A 15,059-nucleotide genomic window follows, 5' to 3' on the forward strand; every position below is an offset into this window, starting at 1 on the left:
GCTGCCATTTTCCTGGCATAGGTAAGGCCCTTCCCCGCGTATCTGCGGGGAGGGCCTTCCTCGTATGTGGGTTCCGGACCTGCGCCGGGTTGCTTAGGTGAGCTGGTTTCCCTGGGCTTCGAGAAGCTGTTCGAAGTGGGTCAGGAGTTCTGCCCGATTGGGGCTGAGACCGGTGATGAGCTCGAAGGCGTCGGATGCCTGGCCGACTGCCATGAGCCCGCCGGGAAGTACCCGGCAGCCTATAGAACGAGCCTTCTGTATGAGCGGGGTGTTTTGGGGCAGGTAGATGACGTCAAAGACCCAGAGGCTCGAATGGAGATAGTCCAGGGGCAGGGGAGTGCCGGGGTGGTGGTGCATGCCGATGGGAGTGGCGTTGACTAGGCCTGTTGAGGCGGCAAGGGCTTCGGCAAGTTCTGCTTCGGTGACGGCGCGGACGGTCGCACCCGGGTAGAGTGCGGCCAGCTTCTGGGCTTTAGCGGAGGACCTCTCAATATCGACATCAAATAGATTGAGCGTTCTAGTTCCTAAGTTCAGTAGGGCATCTGCAGCGGCGGAGCCCGCTCCACCGACACCCAGCTGGGTGACGGTTGCCAGGTCCTCAGGGGCCGGGGCCAGCCCCTGGGCTAGGGCAGAAGCAAAGCCACTCACGTCGGTGTTGTGCCCGATGAGCTTACCTTCCCGCGCTACCACCGTATTGACAGCCCCCAGCCGGGCTGCGGCGTCCGACACCTCATCGAGGTGCTCCAGAACAGCCTGCTTGTAGGGGAAGGTGATATTGAAAGCGTTGAAACCAAAGTCAAACCCCCAGTGCAGTAGATCTCCCACGGGCAGTACACCGGCTGCTCGTGCCCCGGGGCCCAGAGCATCAAGATCAACGGGGCGGTAGAGATAGCGCACACCTGCCCGGTCTGCTGCGAACTCGTGTAGGGGCGGAGTAAGAGAGGCCGTGATACCGCTACCTAGTAGGCCGACCAGGTAAGACTCGTTGGGGGTGCTCACTCGTGCTGTCCTTTTCGTGGGGTTAAAGTTCTTCCGTTCTACCACGAATCGCGGGGCAAGCCCAGCTAGCTGGAAGAGGCCCCGGTCGGTAGGCTTAGGGGGCACACACGGGCGGGCTCCACCTGCCTATCTTTTCGCATATCTTGAGGGTTGAATGAAACTATCACGACATGTAGGGGTCAAGCTCGGCGTCTTTGGGGCTGCCCTATCGCTAGCTGCCGGGGCCTAGCTGATTCCGTCCCAGGCCGACGTTGAACTGACACCGGCGGGCGTCAACGCCCAGAGCCTGGCCCAGCTGGTGAACTCCACCCAGCCCACCGCTGCTAACCCCTATCTGGTCGGGGCGGGCGTTGCTGATATTACCGGTGAGGTCGCCGAGGTGGCCTTCGTGGGCTACGGTACCGATACCCAGAGGGGCTCGGGTATTCATACCCGCCAGTACGCCCGCGCCTTCGTGGTCATTGACCCTGCTAGCGGCTCCCGCAACCTAATTGTGGTACTCGATGCTCTAAGCGCCTGGAACAGCATTCGCGCTGAACTAGTGAACCGTATTCAGGCTGAGCTCGGCCCAGAGTTCACCGAAGCGAACATTATGATTACAGCCTCCCACAGCCACGCCACCCCCGGCGGCGTGAGCAAGGACGTGCTCTACAACCTGGCAACCCTGGGCTTCAACGAACCTACCTTCAACAACCAGGTCAACGGGTCTATGCAGGCTATCCGCGAGGCCCTGGCCGACCTGGCCCCCGGCAACGTGACGGTCTCCAGCAGCCAGCTCACCGGTGTTGGCGTCAACCGCTCGGCGGTAGCCCTGGAGCAAGACCCCGCTAACCTCACCGACGAACTCATCAACGGGGTTGACCCCACCAGTACCACCTTCCGTTTTGAGCACGACGGGGTGACCCGCGCCGTCCTGAACTGGTTCGCCATTCACCCCACTTCTCTGACCAACCAGAATACCCTGGTCTCCTCAGATAACAAGGGCTATGCCCAGTACCTGCTCGAAACCGTAGACCACGGGGTCAATCTGAACACGGGGGCTGAAGATGACGCTTTCATCGCGGCCTTTGCTAACAGCAACACCGGTGACGTCTCGCCCAACACCATGCTGCAGCCGGGCATGGGCCCCACCAACGACATGTTCACCAACCTTGAGATTCAGGGAACCAAGCAGGTGGACGCCGTCCGCACCCAGCTGGCAAGCGCGGGTACCCCGGTGGGGCAGGGCCTGGACTCCCGCATCACCTATGTGGACTTCTCCAAAGTGCAGGTGGACGCCCGGTGGACGGGCACCGGCTACGCGGGCTCTACCTGTAACGCTTCGTTGGGTGCCCCCTTTGCCGCCGGTAGTGTGGAGGACGGCCCCGGCGCAGCCGGCTTCAATGAGGGGGCTAACGCCAATAAGGTCTGGAGCGACTTCAACTGGCTGGCCTACAGCTCATTTGCCAGCCTGAGTGCCTGCCAGTACCCCAAGGCCAACCTGCTGGCCGTCCACGAGAAGGTGCAGCAGAAGTTGCCGGTGCAGGTCATGCGCTTCGGTAACTACTACCTGCTGGGTATGCCCGGTGAGCACAACGGCGCGGTCGGCGTGCAGTACCGCCAGGATATGGCCGCCCTGCTGGGCGTTGACGAGTCGCAGATTATCGTGCAGGGCTACACCAACGCCTACAGTCACTATGTGACGACCCCGCAGGAATACGTTTCGCAGCAGTACGAGGGCGGGGCCACCGTCTTCGGTATCAATACCATGGGGGCCTTCCGCCAGACCCTCAACACCGTTGCGACCTCCCTGCGAGATGGCACCGAGCTGCCCCTGGGCGATAAGCCCACCGTGCGCACCCCCATGAAGAGCGCTGTGGGCAAGGTCTGGTACGACCTGCCCGGCGCTGGCCACTACTACGGTAAGGTGCTCACCCAGCCTGCCAATACAGCCAGGGGTGCAACCGTCAGCGCCGTCTTTGTGGGTGCCCACCCCAACAATGACCAGCAGCTCAATTCCAGCTACCTTGAAGTTCAGCGTCTAGAGGGTAACCAGTGGGTGACCGTCGCCGGCGATAACGACCCAGCCACCCGCTTCCATTGGAAGCGTCACCTGGCGGCCCAGTCCCGCGTAACCATCGAATGGCAGATCCCTGCCGATGCGTTTCCCGGCACCTACCGGATTCTCTACCACGGGGATTCCAAGAACGGGGTCGGCACCATCACCCCCTTCACCGGAGCAACCCAGAACTTCACCGTCAGCTAGGCGGGCAGGTTCCTTCAGGACGCGGAGGCCGGCGTCCTTGCTCTTTTTAAAGCCTTAAGTGCCTGACATCACCCCGATTAAAGGGCTTAAAGCTGCCCCCAGAGCACACAGGGGGTAGATTAAGCCTTTCTAACCAGCTAGAGTAGTACCTGGAGTACTTAGCAGTAGTATCTATTGCCCGCACAGACACGTTCTGAGCAGTACATAAGAACCAATGGCAGAATGGACACCGTCCTTTGGCCTTGTTCGCCCGGGCCCCGGCCCGAACAGCGATCTTGAGGCCTAAATGCCATTTTTTGTTGTGTCTGGGCTCCTGCTAAGTCATAAAGATTTTCTTTTGCGCTTATCCCAAGTGACAGAAGGCAAGTAAACCGGTAGCCCCTAACGGGGCCGCCGATACCAAACGGAGAACAAGTGCCTACAATTCAGCAGTTGGTCCGTAAGGGCCGTGCACCCAAGGTCGTAAAGACCAAGGCGCCCGCACTTAAGGGCAACCCCATGAAGCGTGGCGTATGCACCCGTGTATACACCACCACCCCGAAGAAGCCGAACTCAGCACTGCGTAAGGTCGCACGTGTTAAGCTCAACGGCGGCGTCGAGGTTACCGCATACATCCCCGGTGAGGGCCACAACCTTCAGGAACACTCCATCGTGCTCGTTCGCGGCGGTCGTGTGAAGGACCTCCCCGGTGTTCGTTACAAGATTGTACGTGGCGCACTGGATACCCAGGGCGTTAAGGGCCGCGGTCAGGCTCGTTCACGCTACGGCGCAAAGAAGGAGAAGAAGTAATGCCTCGTAAGGGTCCCGCTCCTAAGCGTCCCCTCGTAAACGATCCTGTTTACGGCTCACCGCTGGTTACCCAGCTCATCAACAAGGTTCTGCTGGATGGCAAGAAGTCAACCGCTGAGCGCATCGTCTACGGTGCACTCGAAGGCGTTGCTCAGAAGACCGGTGCAGACCCCGTAGTAACCCTCAAGAAGGCAATGGACAACGTCAAGCCTTCACTCGAGGTTCGCTCACGCCGCGTCGGCGGCGCGACCTACCAGGTCCCCGTCGAGGTTCGTGCAGGCCGCGCAACCGCTCTGGCTCTGCGCTGGCTCGTTGGCTTCTCAAAGCTCCGCCGCGAGAAGACCATGACCGAGCGTCTCATGAACGAGATTCTGGATGCGTCCAACGGTCTTGGTGCCGCTGTGAAGCGTCGCGAAGACACTCACAAGATGGCCGAGTCCAACAAGGCCTTCGCACACTACCGCTGGTAATTTCTTCGTAGCCTGCCGTTATTACACAAGTACATAGCGGCAGGCTTTCGGAGTTTCTCACAAGGGAGAACAAAGTGGCACTAGACGTGCTTACCGACCTGAATAAGGTCCGCAACATCGGTATTATGGCGCACATCGACGCCGGTAAGACCACCACCACCGAACGCATCCTCTTCTACACCGGTATCAACCACAAGATTGGTGAGACCCACGACGGTGCTTCAACCATGGACTGGATGGCTCAGGAACAGGAACGCGGTATCACCATTACCTCCGCGGCAACCACCTGCTTCTGGAAGAACAACCAGATCAACATCATCGACACCCCCGGCCACGTTGACTTCACCGTTGAAGTTGAGCGTTCACTGCGCGTCCTCGACGGCGCTGTTGCAGTGTTCGACGGCAAGGAAGGCGTTGAGCCCCAGTCTGAAACCGTTTGGCGCCAGGCTGACAAGTACGAAGTTCCCCGTATCTGCTTCGTCAACAAGATGGACAAGCTGGGTGCAGACTTCTACTTCACCGTAGACACCATCGTCAAGCGCCTCGGCGCTAAGCCTCTCGTTATGCAGCTGCCCATCGGCGCTGAAAACGACTTCATCGGCGTCGTTGACCTGCTCACCATGCAGGCCTACGTCTGGCCCGGCGATGCCAAGGGCGACGTTACCATGGGTGCTTCCTACGAAATCCAGGAAATCCCCGCTGACCTGCAGGAAAAGGCAGAGCAGTACCGTGCTGAGCTCGTTGAAAACGTTGCTGAAGCTTCCGAAGAACTCATGGAAAAGTACCTCGAAGAGGGCGAACTGACCATCGAGGAAATCAAGGCAGGCGTCCGCGCCCTGACCGTTGCTAACGAAGCCTACCCCGTCTTCTGTGGCTCAGCATTCAAGAACCGCGGCGTACAGCCCATGCTCGACGCAGTTCTCGACTACCTGCCCTCACCGCTGGACGTCCCCGCGATGATTGGCCACCTGCCCTCTGACGAAGAGGTCGAAGTAACCCGCAAGCCCTCAGCTGACGAGCCCTTCGCAGCTCTGGCCTTCAAGGTTGCAGCTCACCCCTTCTACGGCCAGCTGACCTACATCCGCGTTTACTCCGGTAAGGCAGAACAGGGCCAGCAGGTTCTGAACGCCACCAAGAGTAAGAAGGAACGTATCGGCAAGCTCTTCCAGATGCACTCCAACAAGGAGAACCCTGTTGAAGAGATTCAGGCAGGTCACATCTACGCAGCAATCGGCCTGAAGGACACCACCACCGGTGACACCCTCTGCGACGTTGCTAACCCTGTAGTTCTGGAATCCATGACCTTCCCCGCCCCCGTGATCTTCGTGGCTATCGAGCCCAAGACCAAGGGTGACCAGGAGAAGATGTCAACCGCTATCCAGAAGCTGTCTGCTGAAGACCCCACCTTCACCGTTTCACTCAACGAAGAAACCGGCCAGACCGAAATCGGCGGCATGGGCGAGCTCCACCTCGACATCATCGTTGATCGTATGAAGCGCGAATTCAAGGTTGAGGCTAACGTTGGTAAGCCCCAGGTTGCTTACCGCGAAACCATCACCAAGAAGGTCGAGAAGGTCGACTACACCCACAAGAAGCAGACCGGTGGTTCCGGTCAGTTCGCGAAGGTTCAGGTCTCCTTCGAACCCATCGCCCTCGATGCTGAAGAGCTCTACGAGTTCGACAACGTCGTCACCGGTGGTCGTGTTCCCCGCGAATACATCCCCTCCGTTGACGCCGGTATCCAGGACGCAATGCAGCTCGGTATCCTCGCTGGCTACCCCGTTGTTGGTGTCAAGGCAACCCTGATTGACGGTGCTTACCACGATGTTGACTCGTCAGAAATGGCGTTCAAGATTGCTGGCTCAATGGTCTTCAAGGAAGGCGCCCGCCGCGCCGCTCCCGTTTTGCTGGAGCCCCTGATGGCTGTTGAAGTACGTACCCCCGAGGACTACATGGGCGACGTTATCGGCGACCTGAACTCACGTCGTGGTCAGATCCAGTCCATGGAAGATGCAGCAGGCGTCAAGATTGTTCACGCTCTTGTTCCGCTGTCAGAAATGTTCGGTTACATCGGTGACCTCCGTTCAAAGACCCAGGGTCGTGCAGTCTTCTCTATGGAGTTCGACAGCTACGCTGAGGTTCCCAAGAACGTTGCTGATGAAATCATCCAGAAGAGCCGCGGTGAGTAATACTTGCCCGGGGGCGGCTCACCCCGTGTGAGCTGCACCGCTTTTCAAAAAACCTAGTAAATGAACCCGCATTCGGGTTTCGCCCCACCGGCCTTATCCGCTATTGTGGTAGCTATACCGCCTTTTACGGCGGAGTGCGCCGGTGTGAAACCCGAGTGCAGGTTCTCAAATCTTCTCTATAGGAGGAATACTCTTGGCTAAGGCTAAGTTCGAGCGCTCCAAGCCTCACGTAAACGTCGGTACCATCGGTCACGTTGACCACGGTAAGACCACCCTGACCGCTGCAATCTCCAAGGTTCTGGCTGACAAGTTCCCCGACCTGAACGAGCAGCGCGACTTCGGTATGATCGACTCCGCTCCTGAAGAGCGCCAGCGCGGTATTACCATCAACATTGCTCACATCGAGTACCAGACCGAGAAGCGTCACTACGCACACGTTGACGCCCCCGGTCACGCTGACTACGTCAAGAACATGATTACCGGTGCTGCTCAGATGGACGGCGCAATCCTTGTTGTTGCTGCCACCGACGGCCCTATGGCTCAGACCCGCGAGCACGTTCTGCTGGCTCGCCAGGTTGGCGTTCCCACCCTGCTCGTTGCTCTGAACAAGTCAGACATGGTTGAGGACGAGGAACTGCTCGATCTCGTTGAAATGGAAGTTCGCGAACTGCTCTCCTCACAGGAGTTCGACGGTGACAACGCTCCCGTTGTTCGCGTTTCCGCTCTGAAGGCTCTCGAAGGCGACCCCGAGTGGGTTGCTAAGGTTGAAGAGCTCATGGACGAAGTTGACAACTACATTCCCGACCCCGTTCGTGAGAAGGACAAGCCCTTCCTCATGCCCATCGAAGACGTCTTCACCATCACCGGTCGCGGTACCGTTGTTACCGGTCGCGCCGAGCGCGGTACCCTGAAGATCAACTCCGAAGTTGAGATCGTTGGTATCCGCCCCATCCAGAAGACCACCGTTACCGGTATCGAGATGTTCCACAAGCAGCTCGACGAAGCATGGGCAGGCGAGAACTGTGGTCTGCTGCTTCGCGGTCTGAAGCGCGACGACGTAGAGCGTGGTCAGGTTGTTGTTGAGCCCGGCTCAATCACCCCCCACACCCAGTTCGAGGCTAACGTTTACATCCTTTCCAAGGATGAAGGCGGCCGCCACAACCCCTTCTACTCGAACTACCGCCCCCAGTTCTACTTCCGCACCACCGACGTTACCGGTGTTATCACCCTTCCCGAGGGCACCGAAATGGTTATGCCCGGCGACAACACTGAGATGACCGTTGAGCTCATCCAGGAAATCGCAATGGAAGAGGGCCTCGGCTTCGCAATCCGCGAAGGTGGCCGCACCGTTGGTTCAGGTCGCGTTACCAAGATTATCAAGTAAGTTTCTTACTTCCCGATCTGAACTCCTGCTAGCGTCCAGCTAGCGTAGGGCGATAGAGGGTTGGCCCCCGCAGAGCAATTTGCGGGGGCCAACCCCTTTTTTACCTTCACATAAAAAGATGGGGCCGGTAGCTGAGCTACCGGCCCCTGAGTCTTACCTCGGTGAGGGGAGAGACTAACGCGCTGTCTTAGCGGAGCGGCTCTCACGTACCTTCTTTGTAACTGTCAAAACAAGAACGAGTGCCAACAGGCTGTAGAGAGCTATAACAATTGGGCCTGTAACGAGTACCGAGTAGTCACCGTTTGAGGCTGTTAGAGCGTCTCGTAGACTCGTTTCAGCGAGAGGCCCTAGGACCATCCCGATAATGAGTGGCGCAAGCGGGTAGTCGTTCATGCGCATGACAAAACCTACGATGCCTACGAGAAGCACTAAGACTAGATCGAAGATGGAGTTCGAAACAGCATAGATACCGAGCCCACAGAAGACGGTAATGCCTGCGTAGAGGTAGTGGTGGGGGATGAGGAGTAGCTTAGCCCAGAGCATTGCGAAAGGTAGATTGATGAGGAGCAGAACAATCATCGCGATGAAGAAGCTAGCCAACAGCGCCCATACAAGTTCAGGTGCCCGTTCAAAGAGCAAGGGTCCAGGCTGAAGACCGTATTGCCTAAACGCCCCCAGCATGATTGCTGCGGTTGCTGAAATGGGAAGACCGAGGGCTAGCAGGGCTCCCATTGCCATGCCGGTGGTGGAGTTACCAGCGGCTTCGGGAGCAGCTAGACCCCGAATAGCACCTTTTCCAAACTGGGGGTCCTTCCGCCGGGCGTCCGGCCGTCGTTCTGTGCCGTAAGCCAGGAAGGTTGGGATATCTGCACCGCCTGCAGGGATGACGCCAAAAGGTAGACCAATTGCGGTTCCGCGAACCCAGGCAGGTGCTGCTTCTTTGAGCTCAGCCTTAGACAGCCAGGGGCTTCCCTTAGGTCGGATCATTCGACCGGCGGCGTGGTGGCGAGCGACCACCGCCTGATGAATCACTTCACCCAGCGCCAGAACGGCAACAGTCACGGTAACCAAAGAGATTCCATCAAAAAGATGGGTTGACCCCATAGTGAAACGGGGGACGCCAGTTACTCCGTCGATGCCGATCACAGCAATACCAAGCCCCATTAGAAGAGAAAGCAGACCTCGGATAGCGGAGTCGGTGACGACCGATGACGTGGCAATAAAAGCAAACAGGGCTAGGGCAAAGTATTCAGCCGGCCCAAAGTTGGTAGAAAAGTCAGCCAAGAGGGGCGCAGCGAAAACCACCACGATGGACGAGACAAACCCTCCGATAAAAGCACCAATAGCCGCGACTGCAAGTGCCTGGGCAGCCCGTCCGTTCTTTGCCATGCGGTGGCCTTCAAAGGTGGAAGCGATAGCCGAGGCCTGACCCGGGGTATTCATGAGGATACCCATGGTGGAATCTCCGAAAAGTCCACCAAAGTAGACGCCGGAGAACATGATGAAGGCAGCTGTGGGCTCAAGAGCAAACGTAACGGGTAAGAGTAGCGCTACAGCCATTGACGAACCCAGCCCGGGCATGACGCCCACGGCAGTTCCAAGGAGGCAGCCTAAAACCACCCAGAATAAATTTTGTAAGGTGAGGGCGTTGGCAAAGCCCTCAGCGAGCATAGTGAGAGCTTCCACTAGAAGCTACCTCCTAAAATGCCAGAGGGCAGCGAAAGCCCAAGAATCATATCGAACATAATGTAGGCGAATGAGCTGACGGTTAGACCCACAACCAAAGAGAAGATTGGTCTCGTGGCTCCGAAACCTCGGGCTACGCACCAAAAGAGTAGACCCGCACCGATGACCCACCCGGTGTGGGGCAGGGTGAGCGCGAAAAACAGAAACCCTAGGGTAACCCAGGCCAGCGAACGGTGGTCTAGAGCCTTAGTTGGTTCGGCCGCAGAGACCATGATGGGGGCAGTATAGGCGAGTTCTACCTGATCTGTCTGGGCGGCGGTGTGCTGTCGGTAGCGGGCAGCGCGTCTGAAGATATCCGCTATATCGAGTATCGTGAGGGCTACCAGGCCAATGGTGATGAGAAGCGGGAAGAAACGGGGACCGGGAAAGGCTACCGAGTCGGGAACCTGCATGGTGAGCATGCCGTAGCTGAGATAAGCGGCAAGAGCCAGGAGCAAAGCCGGCATAAGCAACTCGCGCCCAACATTGACGGGAGTGATGGTTTCGGGGAGAGCTGGTGCACTCATAGTCCTAGCTCCTGGTACAGAGTTTCAATACGTGCTTTTTCGTCTGCTAGAAAATCAGTTAGTTCATCGCCCATCATGAGATTCTCGTTCCAGTTGTAGCGGGCTATAGCCGCGTCCCATTCGGGGGTATCAACGGTTTCTTGAATGATATTTTCTAGTTCAGCTTTTTCTCCGTCTGTGATACCGCCAGGTGCTGCGATGAGGCGCCAGTTAGTCATGGTGACGTTGTAGCCCTGCTCAACGGTGGTCGGGATATCAACACCGTCTATCCTGCTCGGTGCTACGAGGGCTAGGGCTCGCAGGCGGCCTGATTCGATTTGGTCAATTGAATCGGAGTAGCCGGACGCTGAAGCAGCGACGGTGCCGTTGAGAAGGGCAGCAGTAGCTTCGCCTCCGCCGTCAGAGTTGACGTAGATCATGTCACTGACGGGGATGCCGGCACTCATGGCCATCTCGGTAGCAACGAGACGGTCAAAGGAGCCGCCACCGGTCCAGGGGACGCTCGTGGGGTCGGCCTTCCACGCCGTCATCAGCTCTTCAAGGGAGGTGTAGGGGGAATCAGCCGGGACAACGATAACATCGAGTTCTTCAATGGTGACGGCAAGCGGGGTGATGTCTTCGTAGGTTGTGTCGCTGTCGAACTGGATAGTGGCAGCAAGCTGGCCGGTTCCACCCACCATGAGCGTTGTGGGATCCTCGGTCATTGCCCCCAGGTCGTTGAGGGCGATTGTTCCGCCCGCTCCGGGCATGTTGATGACCTGGGTGTTGTTGACGATTCCGTTTGCTCGTTGGGCTTGCTGTATTTCTCGTGCGAGGGTATCCCAGCCGCCACCGGCTGCTGCCGGGGCGACAAGCGTGAGAGAGGACGTCAGGTCGGCGCCGTCGTCGGCTGAAAGGACGGACGCGACCGATGCCGTGCCGATGGTGGCTGCGGCAAAGAGAGCTCCAATAATACGAAGCGCTGTGGATTGTGGTTTTGTGAAGCGGATGCCCTGTGTAGCGGGCGATACCGTATCCTGTGGTGGGTGCGTAGGTTTCATGTAGTCTCCATCTAGTGTGTGTGAGCCAGATTATAGGAAACTAAGTGACCTCCGCTACTTGATAGGTTGAATATATCTCTCCTTGAGATAGCAAGAATGGCACTCAATAGAGGGGTGTGTGTTGACCGATGTTTGGGTATGGTGCTGAATCTGTCTGTCAGCGAAGGCGAAATGTGGGGCTGGGCACTTCACGCAGAAAAATCTTGCGGGGAAGCCTGGACTCTGGCAAGATGGATAACGTTGTTCAAGTGCTTACCGCGTGAAAGTAGCCCTGATTCCTTCTCGAATCGGGTGAAGGTGAGTCCAAATATGACCCGATCGATCAGTTCGAGGGAAAAGTGCGCTTCTTTTTGCCCTAGCAAAAAAGCGACACGCCCGAGTTCGGGGGTCGGTGCCTCGGTAGGGTGAGGAACCCGGCAAATGTCGGATTCAGCCTACGCAGAGGTGGCGCGAAAGAGACGAAGAATCATCTCTTTACCTCAAGCGCCAGATAAAGGAGCAACCGCTCCGTTACAGGGAAGTAGACAAGAAAGAGAGTCCGACAGATGGCGGGACAGAAAATCCGCATCCGTCTGAAGTCATACGACCACGAGGTCATTGATTCTTCAGCTCGGAAAATCGTTGAGACAGTTACGCGTGCAGGTGCGACGGTAGTAGGCCCCGTGCCGCTGCCCACCGAAAAGAACGTTTACTGTGTTATCCGTTCGCCTCACAAGTACAAGGACAGCCGCGAGCACTTCGAAATGCGCACGCACAAGCGTCTGATCGACGTCGTTGATCCGACCCCCAAGGCTGTTGATGCCCTCATGCGTCTTGACCTTCCGGCAGACGTAAACATCGAAATCAAGCTGTAGAGGATCGCATCTAAATGACTAACAAGTTCGAGCGCCAGGTTAAGGGCCTGCTGGGCACCAAGCTTGGCATGACCCAGGTCTGGGACGAAAACGGCAAGTTCGTGCCCGTTACTGTCGTCAAGGCCGATTCCAACGTTATTACCCAGCTGCGCAACGCTGAGACCGATGGCTACGAAGCTATCCAGATCGGTTTCGGTGCAATCGAAGCTCGCAAGGTAACCAAGCCCCTCGCCGGTCACTTCGAGAAGGCAGGCGTAACTCCTCGCCGTCACCTCGTTGAACTGCGTACCTCAGACGCCGCTGAATACTCACTCGGTCAGGAACTGACCGTTGAGCTCTTCGAAGCAGGCCAGAAGGTCGACGTAGTTGGCAAGACCAAGGGTAAGGGCTTCGCCGGTGTTATGAAGCGTCACGGCTTCGCAGGTGTAGGTGCATCACACGGTGCCCACAAGAACCACCGTAAGCCCGGCTCAATCGGTGGCGCATCATACCCCGCACGCGTTTTCAAGGGTATGCGCATGGCAGGCCGTATGGGCGCTGCACGCCACACCACCATGAACCTCACTATTCAGGGTGTAGACGCCGAAAACAACGTTCTTCTGATCAAGGGTGCTATCCCCGGTCCTAAGGGCGGCGTTGTTCTGGTTCGCACCGCTGTGAAGGGAGCCTAATAAACCATGGCTGTCAAGACCGTAAAGGTAGACCTGCCCGCTGACATCTTCGACGCTCAGGCCTCTATTCCCCTGCTTCACCAGGTAGTAGTAGCCCAGCTCGCAGCAGCACGCCAGGGTACCCACAAGACCAAGAACCGCGGCGAAGTTTCCGGCGCAGGTCGCAAGCCTTTCAAGCAGAAGGGCACCGGCCGCGCACGTCAGGGCTCAATCCGTGCACCCCACATGACCGGTGGTGGCATCGTACACGGCCCGACCCCGCGTAGCTACGCACAGCGTACCCCCAAGAAGATGATTGCAGCTGCACTGCGCGGCGCTCTCTCAGATCGCGCTCGCCACGATCGCGTTCATGTTGTCGAAGCTCTGGTAGAAGGCACCAAGCCCTCCACCAAGGCAGCAAAGGCAGCAATCGCAGAGATCACCAGCCGTAAGAACGCACTGGTTGTCATCGACCGCAAGGACGACCTGGTAGCACTGTCAGCACGCAACCTTGAGAACGTTCACGTCATCTACGCAGATCAGCTGAACACCTACGATGTTCTGATCTCAGACGACGTCATCTTCACCAAGGATGCCTACGACGTATTCGTCGCAGTTGCTTCCAAGGCTAAGAAAGAGGCTGCTAAGTAATGTCTGTTACCACCTCAACTTTCAAGGATCCCCGCGACGTAATCATCGCTCCCGTCGTGTCGGAAAAGAGCTACGGTCAGCTCGACGAAGGTAAGTATACCTTCCTCGTAGACCCCCGCTCCAACAAGCTGGAAATCAAGCAGGCCATCGAGACCATCTTCGATGTCAAGGTTGCTTCCATCAACACCGCTAACCGTCAGGGCAAGCGCAAGCGCACCCGTTTCGGTTGGGGTGCTCGTAAGAACACCAAGCGTGCGATTGTAACCCTCAAAGAAGGTTCAATCGACCTCTTCGGCGGTCCGGCTGCATAAGCACCGGAGACCACTTTAGCGAAGGAAAGAAATATCTAAATGGGTATTCGTAAGCACAAGCCGACGACCCCGGGTCGCCGCGGCTCGAGCGTCTCAGATTTCGCAGAAATCACCCGCTCAACCCCGGAAAAGTCCCTGGTTCGTCCGCTCCCCAAGAAGGGCGGCCGTAACAACACCGGTCGCATCACTACCCGTCACAAGGGTGGTGGCCACAAGCGCCAGTACCGTCTGATCGACTTCCGTCGTCACGACAAGGACGGCGTCGACGCACGCGTTGCACACATCGAGTACGATCCCAACCGTACCGCCCGCATCGCTCTGCTCCACTACGTTGATGGCACCAAGCGTTACATCATCGCCCCCAACAAGCTTGCTCAGGGCGACATCGTAGAGTCAGGTCCCTCTGCCGACATCAAGCCCGGCAACAACCTGCCCCTGCGCAACATTCCCGTTGGTACCGTGATTCACGCTGTTGAGCTCCGCCCCGGTGGCGGCGCTAAGATGGGCCGCTCCGCTGGCGCATCCATCCAGCTGGTCGCTAAGGAAGGCAAATACGCCCAGCTGCGCCTGCCCTCCGGCGAAATCCGCAACGTGGACGTCCGCTGCCGCGCAACCGTCGGTTCCGTCGGTAACGCCGAGCAGTCCAACATCAACTGGGGTAAAGCCGGCCGTAACCGCTGGAAGGGCATCCGCCCGACCGTCCGCGGTGTCGTCATGAACCCCGTTGACCACCCCCACGGTGGTGGTGAAGGTAAGACCTCAGGTGGCCGTCACCCGGTTAACCCCAACGGTAAGCCCGAGGGTCGTACCCGTCGCCCCAACAAGGAAAGCGACAAGCTCATTGTTCGTCGCCGTCGTACTGGCAAGAAGCGCTAAGGAGCCTGAAACATGCCTCGTAGTTTGAAGAAGGGCCCTTTCGTTGATCAGCACCTTTTCGTAAAGGTTGCAGCTCAGAACGAGAAGGGCACCAAGAACGTTATCAAGACTTGGTCCCGCCGCTCGATGATTATCCCCGACATGCTCGGTCACACCATCGCAGTGCACGACGGACGCAAGCACGTACCCGTGTTCATCACTGAGTCCATGGTTGGTCACAAGCTCGGCGAGTTTGCGCCCACCCGTACTTTCCGTGGCCACGTTAAGGACGACCGCAAGGGTAAGCGTCGCTAAGCTACGGTTCACCCCGTACCTTAGAAACGTTTTCCTTTCGGCAATAGACGAAAGA

At 57.7% G+C, this 15,059-nt stretch carries 15 protein-coding genes; 11 read left to right on the forward strand and 4 right to left on the reverse strand.

What is annotated here, in order from left to right:
- Positions 1–93 precede the first annotated feature (93 nt).
- The gene (locus E4U03_RS07170) at positions 94–999 is read right to left on the reverse strand and encodes a shikimate dehydrogenase (protein ID WP_135012874.1); all 906 of its coding nucleotides are present in this window, start codon (positions 997–999) and stop codon (positions 94–96) included.
- 298 nt (positions 1,000–1,297) lie between these two features.
- On the opposite strand from E4U03_RS07170, the gene E4U03_RS07175 reads away from it, so the two are divergent.
- The 5 genes from E4U03_RS07175 to tuf all read left to right on the forward strand — a co-directional run bounded on the left by E4U03_RS07175 (position 1,298) and on the right by tuf (position 8,076).
- Complete coding sequence (locus tag E4U03_RS07175; RefSeq protein WP_135012876.1) at positions 1,298–3,244, forward strand: neutral/alkaline non-lysosomal ceramidase N-terminal domain-containing protein; 1,947 nt, start codon at positions 1,298–1,300, stop codon at positions 3,242–3,244.
- Between the two features lie 414 nt (positions 3,245–3,658).
- Positions 3,659–4,033, forward strand: a complete 375-nt coding sequence (rpsL, locus tag E4U03_RS07180; RefSeq protein ID WP_083090707.1) for a 30S ribosomal protein S12 — start codon at positions 3,659–3,661, stop codon at positions 4,031–4,033.
- The gene (gene rpsG, locus E4U03_RS07185; RefSeq protein ID WP_135012878.1) at positions 4,033–4,503 is read left to right on the forward strand and encodes a 30S ribosomal protein S7; all 471 of its coding nucleotides are present in this window, start codon (positions 4,033–4,035) and stop codon (positions 4,501–4,503) included. Before rpsL ends, rpsG begins: the two co-directional genes overlap by 1 nt.
- 74 nt (positions 4,504–4,577) lie before the next feature.
- Positions 4,578–6,692, forward strand: coding sequence for an elongation factor G (fusA, locus tag E4U03_RS07190; protein ID WP_135012880.1), 2,115 nt, complete (start codon positions 4,578–4,580; stop codon positions 6,690–6,692).
- A gap of 193 nt (positions 6,693–6,885) precedes the next feature.
- Positions 6,886–8,076 (forward strand): elongation factor Tu, encoded by a 1,191-nt coding sequence (gene tuf / locus E4U03_RS07195; RefSeq protein WP_135012881.1) that lies wholly within the window; start codon positions 6,886–6,888, stop codon positions 8,074–8,076.
- A gap of 174 nt (positions 8,077–8,250) precedes the next feature.
- Here tuf and E4U03_RS07200 read toward each other — a convergent pair whose 3' ends face one another.
- From E4U03_RS07200 to E4U03_RS07210, 3 genes are read right to left on the reverse strand one after another with little or no spacing between them, the layout of a single operon-like run.
- Complete coding sequence (locus E4U03_RS07200) at positions 8,251–9,747, reverse strand: tripartite tricarboxylate transporter permease (protein ID WP_228066005.1); 1,497 nt, start codon at positions 9,745–9,747, stop codon at positions 8,251–8,253.
- 14 nt (positions 9,748–9,761) lie between these two features.
- Complete coding sequence (locus E4U03_RS07205) at positions 9,762–10,328, reverse strand: tripartite tricarboxylate transporter TctB family protein (protein ID WP_135012883.1); 567 nt, start codon at positions 10,326–10,328, stop codon at positions 9,762–9,764.
- Positions 10,325–11,368 carry a Bug family tripartite tricarboxylate transporter substrate binding protein gene (locus tag E4U03_RS07210; RefSeq protein WP_135012884.1) on the reverse strand — a complete coding sequence of 348 codons (1,044 nt, stop codon included), beginning with the start codon at positions 11,366–11,368 and terminating at the stop codon, positions 10,325–10,327. Before E4U03_RS07210 ends, E4U03_RS07205 begins: the two co-directional genes overlap by 4 nt.
- Before the next feature lie 545 nt (positions 11,369–11,913).
- Here E4U03_RS07210 and rpsJ point away from each other — a divergent pair.
- From rpsJ to rpsS, 6 genes are read left to right on the forward strand one after another with little or no spacing between them, the layout of a single operon-like run.
- A complete protein-coding gene (rpsJ, locus tag E4U03_RS07215) occupies positions 11,914–12,222 on the forward strand; it encodes a 30S ribosomal protein S10 (RefSeq protein WP_068169589.1) in 309 nt (102 codons plus the stop codon).
- A gap of 14 nt (positions 12,223–12,236) precedes the next feature.
- A complete protein-coding gene (gene rplC / locus E4U03_RS07220) occupies positions 12,237–12,893 on the forward strand; it encodes a 50S ribosomal protein L3 (protein WP_135012885.1) in 657 nt (218 codons plus the stop codon).
- A gap of 6 nt (positions 12,894–12,899) precedes the next feature.
- Positions 12,900–13,523 (forward strand): 50S ribosomal protein L4, encoded by a 624-nt coding sequence (gene rplD / locus E4U03_RS07225; RefSeq protein ID WP_135012886.1) that lies wholly within the window; start codon positions 12,900–12,902, stop codon positions 13,521–13,523.
- On the forward strand, positions 13,523–13,834 hold the full coding sequence (gene rplW / locus E4U03_RS07230; protein ID WP_135012887.1) for a 50S ribosomal protein L23: 312 nt from the start codon (positions 13,523–13,525) through the stop codon (positions 13,832–13,834). The genes rplD and rplW overlap by 1 nt, the downstream gene beginning before the upstream one ends.
- A gap of 39 nt (positions 13,835–13,873) precedes the next feature.
- Complete coding sequence (gene rplB, locus E4U03_RS07235; protein ID WP_135012888.1) at positions 13,874–14,710, forward strand: 50S ribosomal protein L2; 837 nt, start codon at positions 13,874–13,876, stop codon at positions 14,708–14,710.
- Between the two features lie 12 nt (positions 14,711–14,722).
- Entirely contained in the window at positions 14,723–15,004 is a 282-nt protein-coding gene (rpsS, locus tag E4U03_RS07240) for a 30S ribosomal protein S19 (protein WP_083090719.1), read from the forward strand.
- The last annotated feature ends 55 nt before the right edge of the window (positions 15,005–15,059 follow it).

This window comes from Rothia nasimurium (genome assembly GCF_004569295.1).
Classification (GTDB): domain Bacteria; phylum Actinomycetota; class Actinomycetes; order Actinomycetales; family Micrococcaceae; genus Rothia; species Rothia nasimurium_B.